Origin of the sequence: Salinisphaera dokdonensis CL-ES53, assembly GCF_040361215.1 — a bacterium.
Lineage (GTDB): Bacteria > Pseudomonadota > Gammaproteobacteria > Nevskiales > Salinisphaeraceae > Salinisphaera > Salinisphaera dokdonensis.
Map to the genome: position 1 here is coordinate 866,093 of NZ_APND01000001.1, position 13,967 is coordinate 880,059.

The window sequence follows — 13,967 nt, forward strand, 5'->3', positions numbered from 1 at the left end:
GGCCTGTGTTGTTTTATCGATGAACAACTTAGCACCGAACGGGCGTTCGCTTCCTGTCTCGATTGAAGCGCGCCGTGCAGCTATTCGATACCGGGCCAGATTTGCTGCATAGGACACATTCTGGCCTGCTAGGCGCCATGGAGATCGTCACCGCAGTGCAGTCATGAGCAGCTACCGAGACGGCATCCGGCTGGGTGTGGCCGGCGCCGCGGCGGCGGCCTGTATCTATTTCCCGCAGCCGTTGGCCGCGCAGATCCAGACCACCTTTGACGTGTCCGTGCTCTGGTCTGCCATGCCCATGACGTTCGCCTTTATCGTGCTCACCTCGGGGCCGGTGCTGTTCGGGCGTTTCATCACCGTGGGCCGTGCCATGCGCATCGTGCTCGTCACCGAGCTCCTGCTGGCCGCGCTATTTGCCATGCAGGCCATCGCCTTCGCCGCCGTGCCCTATTTCCTGCTGCGCGCGCTGCAGGTGATGCTGTTGCCGTTGTTGATTCCGGCCGTGATCACCGGCTCCTCCAATATCCAGGGGTCGGAAAGCCGCGCCCGCGATCTCGCGCTCTATACGGCCGGCACGATTGTCGGCGGCGTCACCGGGCGCCTGCTCGCCGTGGGCTCGGTCGCCTTCGAGCACTGGCAGTTGGGCAGCCTTGCGATCACGGCGATGTTGCTGTTCTCGGCCTGGCTGTTGCGCAAACCGCCGACACTGGCCAGCGAATTGCGGCGCCGTTCTAGCCCCACGGCGACCGGCACGGCATCGGCGCCCGAGCGCAGCAAAAGCTGGCGTACGCCGGTGAGCCTGTCCTTTCCGGGCCTCGCGCTGGCCTTCGGCGTGCTGACCACGGTGTTGACCTGCCTGCCGTTCGAGATCGGCTACGAGCGCGGCGGCACGCTGATGCTGGCGATCGTCTATGGCGGCTATGCGGTGGGCATCGCGACATCGCTCGGCGCGCCCGGAATCACCCGCGTGAGCCGTGGCTTGCCGAACGCCACCCTGACCGCGGCCGTGCTGTTCGTGGTCGGCCTGTGCGGCGTCATCCAGGGCTCGTTCCCGGCTCTGGTGATCGGCGTGGTGCTGCTATGCGGCAGCATGGTGTTCCATCAGGCGACCCAGATCGTGCTGCTCAACGATTATTTCGCCCGTTCGCAGTCGGGCACGGTAAGCGCGCTGTTCGTGGCCGCGGTATTTGCCGGCGGCACCCTGGGCTCGAGCGTGATGCTTTCGCTCTATGAATGGCAGGGCTGGGGCGCGGTAATGACGGTCTGCCTGTTGTTCTCGCTCATCGCAGGCTACTGCGTCTACGCCGCGGCCCGGCGCCAGGCGCAAGCCGCGCAGACCGAGGGCTGAGAACTACCAACAATCCAGTCAATCCGGGTGCTGCAGTAGCCAGCGCGTTGCCGGCCACGCAGACTGGCCGCCTGACCCAACCCGGCCGACTGCATGTCCTCGATCATTCTGCATCACTTCGAAGCCTCGCCTTTCTCCGAGAAAGTCCGCGCCCTGCTCGGGTACAAGGCGCTCGCATGGCAGTCGGTGCTCATTCCGCGGATCATGCCCAAGCCGGATCTGGTCGCGCTTACGGGTGGCTATCGCAAGACGCCGGTCATGCAGATCGGGCGCGATATCTACTGCGACACCAGGCTGATCGCACGCACGATCGAGACGCTCGAGCCGACCCCGCCGGCGATTCCTTCCGCCGACACGGCGAGCGTGGTCGCGCTGGAACAGTTCGGCGATCGCCAGCTGTTCCTGGCGGCCGTGCCCGCCATGTTCCGCCCGGCGGGCCGCGCGTTCCTTGTCGAGAAACTCGGCGAAGACGGTCTCGCCAAGTTCCAGGCCGATCGTGCCGACCTGTTCGCCAACGGCAACGTCGCACGCCCGGATGCCGCATTCTCCGAAGCGGTATTGCCGCCGTCACTGGCCGCGCTCGACGCACAGCTGGCGGCGCGCGATTTCCTGCTCGGTGAACAGCCGACGCTGGCCGACTTCGCGGTCTATCACCCGGTCTGGTACATCCGCGGCAACGCGGGGATTGCGGATCTGCTCGACGCCTATCCGAACCTGCTCGCCTGGGCCGACCGGATACGCGCGATAGGCCACGGCCAGCGCAAGGACCTCGACGCGGCACAGGCGCATTCGATCGCCGTGGAAACCACTGAATGGCAACCGTTGCCCGAGTCGGTCGCACACAAGCTTGCTCCCGGCACGACCGTAACGGTAGCCGCGACCGATTACGGCACCGAAGCCGTGACCGGACAGCTTGTCGCCATCGGCCGCGATGTCATGACGATCGAGCGTGAAGGCCCGCAGAACACGCCGGTACGCGTGCATTTCCCGCGCGCCCGTTTTTGCGTCGAGGCCGCGGGCGACTAGGTGGCGTCCGGCCGCCATATTGCCTGCCGGCGTTGACCACGGGCCATCGTGCCCACATTGTTCGATAACAAGCGAAGCACCGCCGCAGGCAGGAGCAGACATGAAACGAACATTAGGGGCGCTGGCCATGAACTGGCTGCGCAAGCCCGAGAACCAGGAACGAATCAAGAGCACGGCGCGCGACGTCTGGGGGCGCTTTCAGGAGCACCGCAACGCACGCGCCACGGGACGCACCGATGCCGCCGAACGCCCACCGGCCGCGTCATCCGCCGAGCGGGATACACCGTCCGGTAACCGCGGCGATGGGCAGCAGTAGCTCACGCAGTCGAAACCGTCGCTGCGCAGCAGCGGCGTCGACATCGTGGGCGCTATGGGCGTTTTCGGCACTTGGCCTGCTGGTCGCCGCCGGATGCGCCGGTACGCCGCCGCGTACCGATCCCTCCGAAGCGCAATACCAGCGCTATTGGAACTGCACTTATGCCGCGGCCATGCCCTATGTGGCGGACCGGCAGTTGCCTGCGCGCGAGGCCGCGATGCGCGCCCAAGCGCAGTGCTATCCGAGCTATCTCACCTATCGCGATGCACGAATCCGCCATGTGCGGTCGGTGGTTCCGGCCAGCGATCAGCAAATGGCGATCACACTCGCGACACAGGCCGCCCTGCAACGCCGCAAGGTCGTGACCCAGCGACTGACCGAACTGGTGGCCGAGGCGCGCTAGCCGCTATCGCTTTAGTTGGTTCTACCGCGCGCAGGCTGTAATCGGTTTCGCCCCGGGTCTTTGATATCGTCGACGGCTTATACAGCGACCGTTTTCTGGAGCGCCCCATGGCATCGCAAGGACTCCCCGAAACCATGTCGGCCATGCTGCTGACCGGGCATGGCGGCATCGACAAGCTGGTCTACGATTCGAATGTACCCACACCAACCGCCGCAGCCGGCGAGGTGCTGGTACAAGTCACGGCCACGGCCAAGAACAACACCGATCGCAAGGCGCGCGAAGGGTTGTACCCCACCAAGGATGCGGACGACGTGACGTCTTTCGCGATCGGCGGTTCGCCCACGCTGACCTTCCCGCGTGTCCAAGGCGCCGATGTGGTCGGGCGCGTCGCGGCCGTCGGCGAAGGCGTCGCCACGACGCGTATCGGCGAGCGCGGCCTGCTCGATTTCAATATCTACGCCGACGCGCGCCGCGATATCAATCTCACCCCAGATTACTACGGCCACGGCGCCGACGGCGGCTATGCCGAGTACGTAGCCGTGCCGGCCGACCAGTTCCATGCCGTGGACAACGACGACCTGTCGGACGCGCAGCTCGCAAGCATGGGGATGTGCTCCTATCAGACGGGCTATCACATGCTCACTGCGGCCGGCGTGAAAGCCGGCGAACGCGTGCTGGTGACTGGCGCCAGCGGCGGCGTAGGCACCGCGCTGATCCAGATGTGCCGCGTGATCGGCGCCATTCCCTATGCGTTGAGCACGCCGGACAAGGCCGACGCCCTGCGCGCGCTCGGCGCGGAAGCGGTGTTCGACCGGGCCGACATGGACGACTTCACGGCCAAGGTGCGAGAAGTCACCCACGATGAACCCTTCGACGCGGTGATGGACCTGGTCGGCGGCGACATGACCCATCGCTTCATCGACACGATGATCTTCGACATGACCCGCCGGCGCACCTACCCGCGCCTGAGCATCGCCGGCGCCAGCGGCGGCAACGTCAGCGAGATGCTGTGGACACGCATCTATCTCTATCAGGTGCAGATCTTCGGCGTGTCGCACGGCACCCGTGCCGAAGCCGAACAGCTGGTCGCCTGGATTCGTTCGGGCGATCTCAAGCCGGTGCTGCATGCCGCGTTCAAACTCTCCGACCTACATGAAGCCGAGCGCTATTTCATGGACCGGTCGAGCAACTATCTCGGCAAGATCGTGATCGTGCCCGATGCCCAGTGGGACGCCCATGGCGCGCCGCACGCGCTTGCGCAATAAAGCCTGCCCGACAACACCGTTCATACAAGATTCGACCTTGAGCCGTGTGTCTGCACGGCCACGTTGCGACGTCTGTGTCCGGCAGGCGCCGCAGCAACTGGATTCCCGGCGGCGGCAGCATCGACTGCCGCCGCGCCGATCAGAGACCGAGCCATGACCCAGGAACTCTCCTTTCAGATCATCGACACCCACGCCGGCGGCGACGTCAGCCGTATCGTGGTCAGTGGCATCAATGCCCTGCCCGGCGAGACCGTTCGCGATCAGATGGAATATCTGCGCGACGATGCCGACGGCCTTCGCACCCTGCTGCTGGAAGAGCCCTACGGCATTCCGGAAATGTCGGTCGATCTCGTTGTGCCGCCGACCGATCCGCAGGCCCAGGCCGGTTACATCATCATGGAAGTGATGGGCTACCCGATCTATTCCGGCTCGAACACCATCTGCACGGCCACCGCCCTGCTGGAGTCCGGCATGATTCCCAAGTACGAAGGCCGCCAGCAGTTCGTGCTCGAATCACCGGCCGGTCTGGTCCAGATCGAGGCGAACGTCGAGAACGGCGTGGTCGAGACCATCACCTGCGAAGGTCTGCCCAGCTATATCGATACCTATCGGGCCACGATTCATGTGCCTCTGATCGGCGATGTGACCTACAGCGTGGCGTATAGCGGCGGCTTCTATGCCTTGGTCGATGCGACCGAACTCGGCTTCGAACTTACCCGCGACGAGGAATCCCGGCTGGCCCACTGCGCGCAGGCGATCGTGGAAGCGATCCTGCAAGAACGCGGTTTCTCGCACTACTCGCTGGGCGACGTCGGCCCGCTGCCGTTCCTGCATTTCATGGGCCCGGTCGAGCAGATCGCGGGCGATCATTACCGCTCGCGCTCAGCCACCTATGTGCACCCTGGCGTGATCTGTCGCAGCACCACCGGCACCGGCACGTCGGCCCGCATGGCGCTCATGCACCACGAAGGCCGCATGCAGCCGGGCGACAGGCTGGAAACCGTGTCGCTGCGTGGCTCCAGCTTCGTCGGCTCGTTCACGCGCGTGTCCAAGGGCGGCCCGCACGACGTCGTGGAGAACACGATCACCGGCAAGAGCTACGTGCTGGCGCGCTCACAGATCGTGGTGAATCCCGACGATCCACTGGTCGACAGCTCACAGCTACGCCATATCCTGACCAGCCACGTACCGCGTGGGTAACTGTCGGTCGCCGCGCCTGCCGCGACCGCTGACTGGATAGAGACGGCCGCTCTGCGCTAGCGTCGTAGCCGGAGCATGCAATGAACAGACGAACGCCAAACCGGGCGCTCGGCCTGCTCTGGCTGGCGCTGACCGTATCCGCGCTCGCGGTACATGCCGCCGCCCCGCCGCAGGTCACCCTTGCCGAGACCTATGACGGCGGCATTGATCTGGCCGAATACTGGATCAGCGAAAAATATGACGGCGTACGCGGTTACTGGAATGGCGAACGACTGATCACCCGTGGCGGACTGGTCATTCATACGCCGCCCTGGTTCACCGCCGGCTGGCCCGAGCATGCGATGGACGGCGAGCTATGGACCGGCTACGGGGAATTTGCTCGCGTATCCGGCATCGCGCGTTCGCATGGCGCAGCCGAAGCGGATTGGCGCGATGTTCGGTATCGCGTGTTCGACCTTCCGGATCATGTCGGCTCTTTCGATACCCGCGTGCCGGCGATCCGCGACGTGGTGGCTGAAATCGACCAGCCTTGGGTCATCGCCGTCCACCAGTTCAGAGTCACAAATGCGATGGCGCTGGATGCGGCGATGGATCGCGTGCTGGCGCGCGGTGGCGAAGGTCTGATCCTGCATCGCGGCGGCGCGAAATACAGGGCCGGACGCAGCGACGATCTGCTCAAACTCAAGCCGTACGACGATGCCGAAGCCCGGGTAATCGGCCACAACCCCGGCCAGGGTCGGCTCGAAGGGCTGATGGGCTCGCTCGACGTTCGTACGCCGGACGGTCGCGAGTTCGCCATCGGCAGTGGTTTTACCGATGCGCAGCGCGCCGATCCGCCGCCGGTCGGCTCGTGGATCACCTATCGCTACAACGGCGAGACGGCCACCGGCCTGCCCCGCTTCGCACGTTTCCTGCGCCGGCGGCCGGGCGGGCCGCCGCCCGAGATCGACCGCCCGCCCGATCGCTAGATCTTGACGTCGAAACCCTCGAACTGCGGTGGGCCGAGATAGATATCCTTGCGTGCGCCGGCGTTCGCGTGCGCCTTGCGAAACGCCTCGGACTGGGTCCAGGCCTCGAAGGCGGCGCGTGACTCCCATTCCGAATGCGAGGCGAACAGCGTGTACTCGTCGTTGGTCGCGCCCTGCAGCAGGTTGAACTGCTTGAAGCCCGGCACGTCCTGCAGGTGGGTATCGCGCTCGCGCCAGATGGCGAGGAATTCCTCTTCGCAGCCCGGCTTGATCTTGAAACGGTTCATGGCGATGAACATGGCCAAACTCCTGATCGGCAAATACGGCGACCGAGTATACGCACGCCGATTATCGCCAGATGGCGCGATCGCTGCGCAATACAGATAGAATGTCGCGCTTTGCCCACCATTGGGCCTATGGGAGAGCACGTGCTGATCCGGATTCTGGAAATCACGGTGCCGGTATTCGGCATCATCGCGCTGGCCTATGCCTATGGCCGCAAGCGCCCGACAGATCTGCGTGACGCCAACCGCCTGAACATCACGATCTTCACCCCGGCGCTGATCTTTCACGCGCTGACCGAGCGCTCGCAGGGCGGCGACGATTTCATCATGGCGGCCATCGGCGCGGCCGTCATCGTGCTCGGTTCGGGGCTACTGGCCTGGGCCTGGGTGCGGGTCACGAAACGCGACGCGGCGATCTATATCGGCCCGGCGATGTTCAACAACTGCGGCAACCTCGGCCTGCCGCTGGCCATTCTGGCGTTCGGGGAAGATGCGTTGCCGCTGGCGGTCGTACTGCTGGTCACCGAGAATCTGCTGCAGTTCACCGTCGGCCTGTGGCTGCTAGGAGACTCGATCCATATCAAGCGGCTCGTGACCAACCCCATGCTGGTGGCGACCTTCGCCGGCGTGCTCGGCATGGTGATGGACTGGCATGCACCGGCGATGATCGAGCCCGGCATCCGCATGCTCGGCGAGATATCGATCCCGCTGATGCTGGTCGCGCTCGGCGTGCGCCTGGCCGACGGCGCGCCGGGCCAGTGGGCGGCCGGTTTCTGGGGCGGGCTGCTGTGCCCGTTGACCGGGCTGATCGTGGCGGTGCCCTGGGTGCTGATCACCCAGCCCGAGCCGCCGCTGGCGGCGTTGCTGATCGTGTTCGGTGCCCTGCCGCCGGCCGTGCTCAACTACATGCTCGCCGAGCAGTTCGAGATCGCGCCGCAGCAGGTTGCTGCGATCGTGGCCGTCGGCCATGTCATCGCGCTCGCTTTGATTCCGCTTACCCTTTACTGGGTGCTCTAGACCCCGTTACGCGCCAGCCATGAAAAAGCCGGCGAGAACACCCGCCGGCTTTTTCGTTCGCAGAACTGATCGAACCGTTTATGCGGTACCGGTCTTGCCCTGCTCGTCGAGGAAGGGATAGTCGGTGTAGCCCTTCTCGTCGCCGCCGTAGTAGGTGGCCTCGTCCGGCTTGGCCAGCTCGGCACCGATACGGAAGCGCTCGACCAGGTCCGGATTGGCGATGTAAGGCCGGCCGAACGCCGCGCCGTCGCCCAGACCCTTCGCAATCAGTTCCTCGGTGCCCTCTGCGGTGTAGTGACCGCAGAAGATCAACGCGCCGTCGGCGAAGCGCTCGCGCAGGGCCTTGCGGAACTCGTCGGTGAGCTTGATATCGCCGCCGGCCCAGTCGGGCTCGTTGACGTGCAGATAGGCCAGGCCGCGCTGGTTGAGCTGCTCGGCCATGTAGAAGGCCATCGTCTTGGGCTCGTCGTCGGTGAGACCGAAGAGCTCGATGAACGGTGACATGCGAATACCGACACGATCGGCGCCCATCACTTCGACCACCGCGTCGACCACTTCAAGCGGCAGACGCGCACGATTCTCGATCGAGCCGCCGTAGGCGTCGGTACGCTTGTTCGAGCCGGTGGCCATGAACTGCTGCAGCAGGTAGGCGTTGGCCGCATGTACTTCGACCAGGTCGAAACCGGCACGCTTGGCGCGGATCGCGGCCTGGCGATACTCCTCGACTACCTCGGGGATTTCCTTGGTTTCCAGCGCTCGCGGCGTGCTGGAGTCCTGCAGGCCGTTGGAGCCGTCCTCGAATTCGACGAAGCTCTTGGCGCCTTCGCCGCGAATCGCACTCGGCGCGACCGGCTTGCGGCCGTCCGGGTGCACCATCTCATGGCCGACACGGCCGACGTGCCACAGCTGCAGACACATGCGGCCGCCGGCGTCGTGCACGGCATCGACGACGCCCTTCCAGCCGGCTTCCTGTTCATCGGTGAAGATGCTCGGCGTATAGACATAGCCTCGCGCACTCTCCGAGATATTGGTCGCCTCGGAGATGATCAGGCCCGCACCGGCGCGCTGGGCATAGTATTCCTGCTGCATCGGCCCGGGCACCTGATCAGGCGTGCGCGAGCGCGTCAGCGGCGCCATCACCACACGGTTGGGCAGTTGCACGGCACCGAAATTGACGGGCGAAAGTAGTTTGTCGACGGCCATGAAGGCTCCTTGTTCGAACAACATTGATACCCCTGTGACTTGGAGGTCACGCGAGCCGAATCAAGTCGATTGCGGACAATTCATCTATGCGCCGGGCACAAAAAAGCCCCGCCGCGATGCGACGGGGCCGTAGCCGACATTCAGCCGGCCATGCGCTCTATTCGGCCTTCACCGTCAGCGTGCCCTTCATCCCGGCCGCGAAATGGCCCGGGAAGGTGCAGATGTACTCATAATCGCCCGGTTCTTCCGGCGCGGTGAACGTCACCGTATCGGACTCGCCGCCGGCCACGAGACCCGTATGGGCGATGATCTGATCGCTCATGTCGCTCGGAACGTAGTCGTTCGCCTTGGCACTGGCCGCGGCTTCGTCGAGCTTCCGCGCATCGGCGTCGGCCTTGAGCAGAAGCCAGTTATGCGCCATGGCAGACGCCGGCAGCTTGGAGTTGTTCACGAGCTTGATCGTGACTTCTTCACCCGGCTTGACCGTGATCGATTCCTGGCTGAACCGCAGGCTGTTCTTCGCCTCGATTTCCACGGTCTTCGCCTGTGCGGCGACCGCCATGGTCGAAAGCGCTGCGAACATCACGAGCATGATCGTCTTCTTCAACATCGAACCTCTCCTTCGTTTTCGTGTCGTTGCACAATGCAGCGGAAGCACGGATCGCGCAAGCTGCAACGCAACATGCGTAGTGCTACCTGTTGGCAGTACACATGTGCCACATCCAGCGATGCCAGACCGCTCTATGAAGCGATACGGGCCAGCGTTCTGCAGCACGCACCGGTGCTAGCGAGCCAGACAGGTCAGCTAGAACAGAACCACCTGGCGAATCGCCTGCCCTGCTGCCAGACGCTCGAAGCCGGTATTGATCTCGTCGAGCGTAAGGCGATGCGTGAGCAGCTTGTCCACCGGCAGGCGACCCGCCTGGTAAAGCGCAATGTATTCAGGAATATCCAGCTTGGGCACATGGCCGCCGAGATAGGAGCCCATGAGCGTGCGTTCCTGGGCCACCAACTGGGTCGGCGAGACCGGCAGGCGCACATCGGGGTGCGGCAGGCCTGCGGTGACGGTCTTGCCGCCCTTGCCCGTTGCGGCAAAGGCGAACTCCAGTGCCGGCTGTACACCCGCAAACTCGGCCGCGACATCCACGCCGCCGCCGGTCAGATCCTTGACCTTTTCCAAGGCATTTTCGTCCTTGGTGTTCACGGTCGCCGTCGCGCCCAGTTCGCGCGCGCGCTCGAGCTTGTCGTCGTCGATATCTGCGGCGATCACCTGGGCAGCGCCCCCGGCGATCGCGCCAAGCACGGCCGACAGGCCCACGCCGCCGAGACCGACCACGAGCACCGTCTGGCCCAGGCGCAGTTGCGCTGTATGCACCATCGCGCCCACGCCGGTGAGCACGGCGCAGCCGAATACCGCGGCGATCTCGTAATCCAGCGAGGGATCGATCTTGACCAGCGACTCCGTACGGATCACCGCATGCTCGGCGAAGCCCGAGATGCCGAGATGATGATAGACGTCTTCACCCTTGTCGCTCAGACGCAGGCCGCCATCGAGCAGCGTGCCCGCGTTATTGGCCTGGGCGCCGGGCGTGCAGAGCGCGGCGCGGCCGTCGGCGCAGTAGTTGCAGTGGCCGCAGCTGGGCACGAAAGAACAGACCACGTGATCGCCGACCGCGAAGTCGCGCACATTGGGGCCGACCTCGATGATCTCGCCGGCGGCCTCATGCCCCAGCACCATGGGCGTCGGGCGCGGGCGGTTTCCGTCGATGGTGGACAGGTCTGAATGGCACAGCCCGGCCGCGTGCACCTTCACCAGCACTTCGCCGGACTGCGGCGCGGCAAGCTCGAAGGTTTCGATACGCAACGGCTGCGAATCGCTGTAGGGGCGCGGCGGGGCCATCTCGCGCAGTACGGCGGCTCGAGTCTGCATGCATGCTCCTTGTGGAATCTGGAATTCGTGGATCGTTAAAGACCGGTGGCTAAATCTACCATTCGTACCTGCTGCACCCCTATCCGGACCGGCAAAATTCGAGCCTGTCGCCTGCGTCGTGCAAAATACCGCGCTTGATTCAGCGCCGGCGGCGAACACGGCCGGCCACCGACACCGTTTCAGGAAGACGCCATGACGCCCAGTGCCGCCACTTACGCCATCGACATCGCCGGCCTGCACCGCGAGCTGCCGTTGTTCGAAGTCGCACCCGGCACGCGGATCGCGGTGTTGAACGTGCTCGGCGACACCGAACTGGTCGAAGTGGCCGGGCCCGCGCTCGGCGCGCAGCTGGAGACGGTCGACTACAGCGTGCTGGTGACCGCGGAAGCCAAGTCGATTCCGCTCATCCATGCGCTGTCGGTCGCGACGGGCAAGCCGTATGTCGTGCTGCGCAAGAACTACAAGCCGTATATGGGCGACGCGCTGCGCGCCGAGACTCTGTCGATTACCACAGGCAAGCCGCAGACGCTGTACCTCGACGCCAAGGATCGGGATCTCGTCACCGATTCGCGGATCGTGCTGGTCGACGACGTGATCAGTTCCGGCTCCACGCTGCAGGCGATGCGCACGATCATGGATCTGGCCGGGGCCACGGTCGCTGCCGAGGCGGCCATTCTCACCGAGGGTGAGCGCGAGAACTGGCACGACATCTTCTCTCTCGGCCACCTGCCGGTCTTTACCGACGCCGAATAGCGACGCGGTCGCCGCACCCGCTCAGCCCACGCTGCGCTTTTCGAAAGGCTTGTCGGGCTCGCCGCCGTTGCGGGCGATGCTGATGCGCTGATTTCGGCGGCCGATCAGGCGCCGCTGCCAACGGCGTTCGGAGGCGGTGGCATCGGATTCGCTGCCATCCCAGGCTTCCTGCAGCAGGAACTTGCCGGCAGCCACGGCATCCGGTGACCAGGCGCTCATCTCGGCCGCAACCTCCTCGGCGCGCGCGACCGGGTCATCGGCCAGATGCGTCACCAGACCCAGTTCGTGCGCCTCGCGCCCGCTGATGATCTTCGCGCTCATCACCAGCTGCTTGGCGACGTCGATCCGCACGAGTTCGCGCAGCAGCACCGCGCCGCCCATATCCGGGACGAGGCCCCATTTGGCTTCCATGACCGACAGCTTGGCGTCGGGTGCCGCGACGCGAACGTCCGCGCCGAGCGCGAGCTGCATGCCGGCACCAAAACAGTTGCCATGGATCGCGGCGACCACCGGCACGCCGAGATCGCGCCACGCCAGGCTCCAGCGCTGAAAGCGATTGGCGTAGGGCAGCATCAGCTGCGTCATCATCACCGGCGCGGCGGTCAGCGGCGACTTCAGTACCGAGCCGAAATCCAGCCCGGCACAGAACGATGGGCCGTTGCCGCGGATCACCACCGAGCGCAGATCCTTGTCCTTGCCCAGCGCCTTGGCACTGTCGTTGACCGCATCGAGCATGTCGAAATTCATGCCGTTGTGCTTCTCCGGCCGATTCAGGCAGACGTGCACGCGGTCATCGTGGCGCTCGAGGACAACGGTTTCGGACCGGGACATGGGCAACTCCGACGTAAAGCGAATCATCCTGCCGGGTTTTGCTGCGAGCGCCTAGCCCCGGTTCGGCGTCGTTCGGCCTACAATCGTCTACGGGGCACGACCGCGGGACGCCGATGGACACCGACAGCACGCTGATCCTGTTCCGCAACGTTGCGGTGGCGCTGGCGATCGGTCTGTTGATCGGCCTCGAGCGCGGCTGGCAGAAGCGCGATGCGGTGTCCGGCCAGCGTGTCGCCGGTTTGCGAACCTTCGCCATCATCGGCGTCACCGGCGGTGTGACCGGCCAGCTGTCGCTTACGGTCGGGCCGCTGGTACTCGGGCTGGGCCTCATCGCGATGGCGTCGATCCTGATCGCAGCCCATATCGTTTCGTCACGCGAAAGCGACGACTACGGCATCACCAGCGAGATGGCCGCGATGGCCACCTTCGCGCTGGCCGCACTCGCGACCACCGGCGAGCCGGCGTTGGCCGCCGCTGCCGCGGTGGTCGTGGCGACACTGCTCGGTCTCAAGCCGGAACTTCATCGCTGGATCGAACGCCTGGACCGCGACGAGCTCATCGCCGCCCTCAAGCTGCTGATGATCTCGGTGCTCGTGCTGCCGCTCATGCCCGACCGCGGTCTTGGACCCTGGGACGCGCTCAATCCCTACAGGCTCTGGATGCTGGTGGTGCTTGTGGCCGCCATTTCCTTTGCCGGCCATTTCGCGGTGCGCGTGCTCGGCCAGACCCGCGGCATCCTCACCACCGGCGTGTTCGGCGGCCTCGCCTCTTCCACCGCGTTGACGATCAACTTCGCCCGCCTGTCCCGGCGCACGCGCGGGCTCGACGATCTGCTCGCCGTTGGCATTGTGCTGTCTTTGGCCATGGGCATGGTTCGCATGCTCATCGTCGCGGCCGCCGCCAACCCGGCGCTGGCGCGCGCGGCATGGATCGGCCTGGCCACGCTGATGGCGGTGGCATTGATTGCGGCCGCGCTGCTGCGGTGGCGTATCGACACATCCGGCCTGCGCGCACCGCGCCGCCACGGCCCGCCGTTCCGGCTCAAGGAGACCCTGCGCTTCGCCGTGCTCCTGATCGGCATTACGCTCGCTGCCAACGCCGCACACGAGACGATCGGCAGCGCGGGCGTTTTCGTGGTCGCGGCCGTGGCGGCGATGGGCGACCTGACCGCCGTGACGCTGTCGATCGCGCAGCTGGCCAGCGACGGCGTCGATACCGAGACTGCCGCCCAGGCCCTGGTGGTCGCGGCGATAAGCAGCGTGCTGTTCAAGAGTGTGCTGGCGTTCTGCCTCGGTGGCCGGCGCCTGGGCCTGTTCGTCGCCGCGAGTGCATCGAGCATGGCGCTCGCCGGCGGCGGGCTGTGGTGGCTGATGCACCTCGGCCTGCTTAGCCATTAGGCAGGCCAGCAGGCCCGGCAACAAAA

The 13,967-nt window shown here is 65.3% G+C and carries 15 protein-coding genes; 10 read left to right on the plus strand and 5 right to left on the minus strand.

Features of this window, described 5'->3' with window-relative positions; genetic code table 11:
• Positions 1 to 163 precede the first annotated feature (163 nt).
• The 7 genes from SADO_RS04015 (at position 164) to SADO_RS04045 (ending at position 6,526) form a co-directional block, all read left to right on the plus strand.
• Positions 164 to 1,348 carry an MFS transporter gene (locus SADO_RS04015; protein ID WP_353109418.1) on the plus strand — a complete coding sequence of 395 codons (1,185 nt, stop codon included), beginning with the start codon at positions 164 to 166 and terminating at the stop codon, positions 1,346 to 1,348.
• 93 nt (positions 1,349 to 1,441) lie between these two features.
• Positions 1,442 to 2,374, plus strand: a complete 933-nt coding sequence (locus SADO_RS04020) for a glutathione S-transferase family protein (RefSeq protein ID WP_353109419.1) — start codon at positions 1,442 to 1,444, stop codon at positions 2,372 to 2,374.
• 100 nt (positions 2,375 to 2,474) lie between these two features.
• On the plus strand, positions 2,475 to 2,690 hold the full coding sequence (locus SADO_RS04025) for a hypothetical protein (protein WP_353109420.1): 216 nt from the start codon (positions 2,475 to 2,477) through the stop codon (positions 2,688 to 2,690).
• Positions 2,677 to 3,093, plus strand: a complete 417-nt coding sequence (locus tag SADO_RS04030; protein WP_353109421.1) for a hypothetical protein — start codon at positions 2,677 to 2,679, stop codon at positions 3,091 to 3,093. The genes SADO_RS04025 and SADO_RS04030 overlap by 14 nt, the downstream gene beginning before the upstream one ends.
• Positions 3,094 to 3,200: 107 nt before the next feature.
• Positions 3,201 to 4,358, plus strand: coding sequence for a zinc-binding dehydrogenase (locus tag SADO_RS04035; RefSeq protein ID WP_353109423.1), 1,158 nt, complete (start codon positions 3,201 to 3,203; stop codon positions 4,356 to 4,358).
• Between the two features lie 153 nt (positions 4,359 to 4,511).
• Entirely contained in the window at positions 4,512 to 5,558 is a 1,047-nt protein-coding gene (locus SADO_RS04040) for a proline racemase family protein (protein ID WP_353109425.1), read from the plus strand.
• A gap of 80 nt (positions 5,559 to 5,638) precedes the next feature.
• On the plus strand, positions 5,639 to 6,526 hold the full coding sequence (locus tag SADO_RS04045; protein WP_353109426.1) for a DNA ligase: 888 nt from the start codon (positions 5,639 to 5,641) through the stop codon (positions 6,524 to 6,526).
• On the opposite strand, the gene hmuQ is transcribed toward SADO_RS04045, so the two are convergent.
• On the minus strand, positions 6,523 to 6,825 hold the full coding sequence (gene hmuQ / locus SADO_RS04050; RefSeq protein WP_353109428.1) for a heme-degrading protein HmuQ: 303 nt from the start codon (positions 6,823 to 6,825) through the stop codon (positions 6,523 to 6,525). The genes SADO_RS04045 and hmuQ overlap by 4 nt on opposite strands.
• Positions 6,826 to 6,954: 129 nt before the next feature.
• Between hmuQ and SADO_RS04055 the strand changes: the two genes are divergently transcribed.
• The gene (locus SADO_RS04055) at positions 6,955 to 7,827 is read left to right on the plus strand and encodes an AEC family transporter (protein WP_353109430.1); all 873 of its coding nucleotides are present in this window, start codon (positions 6,955 to 6,957) and stop codon (positions 7,825 to 7,827) included.
• Positions 7,828 to 7,905: 78 nt separating this feature from the next.
• Here SADO_RS04055 and SADO_RS04060 read toward each other — a convergent pair whose 3' ends face one another.
• The 3 genes from SADO_RS04060 to SADO_RS04070 form a co-directional block, all read right to left on the minus strand.
• Positions 7,906 to 9,030 carry an alkene reductase gene (locus tag SADO_RS04060; RefSeq protein WP_353109432.1) on the minus strand — a complete coding sequence of 375 codons (1,125 nt, stop codon included), beginning with the start codon at positions 9,028 to 9,030 and terminating at the stop codon, positions 7,906 to 7,908.
• 157 nt (positions 9,031 to 9,187) lie between these two features.
• A complete protein-coding gene (locus SADO_RS04065) occupies positions 9,188 to 9,640 on the minus strand; it encodes a plastocyanin/azurin family copper-binding protein (protein ID WP_353109434.1) in 453 nt (150 codons plus the stop codon).
• A gap of 195 nt (positions 9,641 to 9,835) precedes the next feature.
• Positions 9,836 to 10,960, minus strand: a complete 1,125-nt coding sequence (locus SADO_RS04070; RefSeq protein WP_353109436.1) for a zinc-dependent alcohol dehydrogenase family protein — start codon at positions 10,958 to 10,960, stop codon at positions 9,836 to 9,838.
• A gap of 192 nt (positions 10,961 to 11,152) precedes the next feature.
• Here SADO_RS04070 and SADO_RS04075 point away from each other — a divergent pair, with 192 nt between their 5' ends.
• Positions 11,153 to 11,713 (plus strand): phosphoribosyltransferase family protein, encoded by a 561-nt coding sequence (locus tag SADO_RS04075; protein ID WP_353109438.1) that lies wholly within the window; start codon positions 11,153 to 11,155, stop codon positions 11,711 to 11,713.
• Positions 11,714 to 11,734: 21 nt separating this feature from the next.
• Here SADO_RS04075 and SADO_RS04080 read toward each other — a convergent pair whose 3' ends face one another.
• Positions 11,735 to 12,544, minus strand: coding sequence for a crotonase/enoyl-CoA hydratase family protein (locus SADO_RS04080; RefSeq protein WP_353109440.1), 810 nt, complete (start codon positions 12,542 to 12,544; stop codon positions 11,735 to 11,737).
• 113 nt (positions 12,545 to 12,657) lie between these two features.
• Here SADO_RS04080 and SADO_RS04085 point away from each other — a divergent pair, with 113 nt between their 5' ends.
• On the plus strand, positions 12,658 to 13,941 hold the full coding sequence (locus SADO_RS04085; protein WP_353109442.1) for an MgtC/SapB family protein: 1,284 nt from the start codon (positions 12,658 to 12,660) through the stop codon (positions 13,939 to 13,941).
• Positions 13,942 to 13,967 lie beyond the last annotated feature (26 nt).

Bases quoted from the DNA above. Each gene is read 5' to 3' on its own strand.
- SADO_RS04020 (WP_353109419.1), top strand. From the start codon at position 1,442: ATGTCCTCGATCATTCTGCATCACTTCGAAGCCTCGCCTTTCTCCGAG.
- SADO_RS04075 (WP_353109438.1), top strand. From the start codon at position 11,153: ATGACGCCCAGTGCCGCCACTTACGCCATCGACATCGCCGGCCTGCAC.
- SADO_RS04085 (WP_353109442.1), top strand. From the start codon at position 12,658: ATGGACACCGACAGCACGCTGATCCTGTTCCGCAACGTTGCGGTGGCG.
- SADO_RS04065 (WP_353109434.1), bottom strand. From the start codon at position 9,640: ATGTTGAAGAAGACGATCATGCTCGTGATGTTCGCAGCGCTTTCGACC.
- hmuQ (WP_353109428.1), bottom strand. From the start codon at position 6,825: ATGTTCATCGCCATGAACCGTTTCAAGATCAAGCCGGGCTGCGAAGAG.
- SADO_RS04040 (WP_353109425.1), top strand. From the start codon at position 4,512: ATGACCCAGGAACTCTCCTTTCAGATCATCGACACCCACGCCGGCGGC.
- SADO_RS04060 (WP_353109432.1), bottom strand. From the start codon at position 9,030: ATGGCCGTCGACAAACTACTTTCGCCCGTCAATTTCGGTGCCGTGCAA.
- SADO_RS04045 (WP_353109426.1), top strand. From the start codon at position 5,639: ATGAACAGACGAACGCCAAACCGGGCGCTCGGCCTGCTCTGGCTGGCG.
- SADO_RS04025 (WP_353109420.1), top strand. From the start codon at position 2,475: ATGAAACGAACATTAGGGGCGCTGGCCATGAACTGGCTGCGCAAGCCC.
- SADO_RS04035 (WP_353109423.1), top strand. From the start codon at position 3,201: ATGGCATCGCAAGGACTCCCCGAAACCATGTCGGCCATGCTGCTGACC.
- SADO_RS04080 (WP_353109440.1), bottom strand. From the start codon at position 12,544: ATGTCCCGGTCCGAAACCGTTGTCCTCGAGCGCCACGATGACCGCGTG.
- SADO_RS04030 (WP_353109421.1), top strand. From the start codon at position 2,677: ATGGGCAGCAGTAGCTCACGCAGTCGAAACCGTCGCTGCGCAGCAGCG.
- SADO_RS04015 (WP_353109418.1), top strand. From the start codon at position 164: ATGAGCAGCTACCGAGACGGCATCCGGCTGGGTGTGGCCGGCGCCGCG.
- SADO_RS04070 (WP_353109436.1), bottom strand. From the start codon at position 10,960: ATGCAGACTCGAGCCGCCGTACTGCGCGAGATGGCCCCGCCGCGCCCC.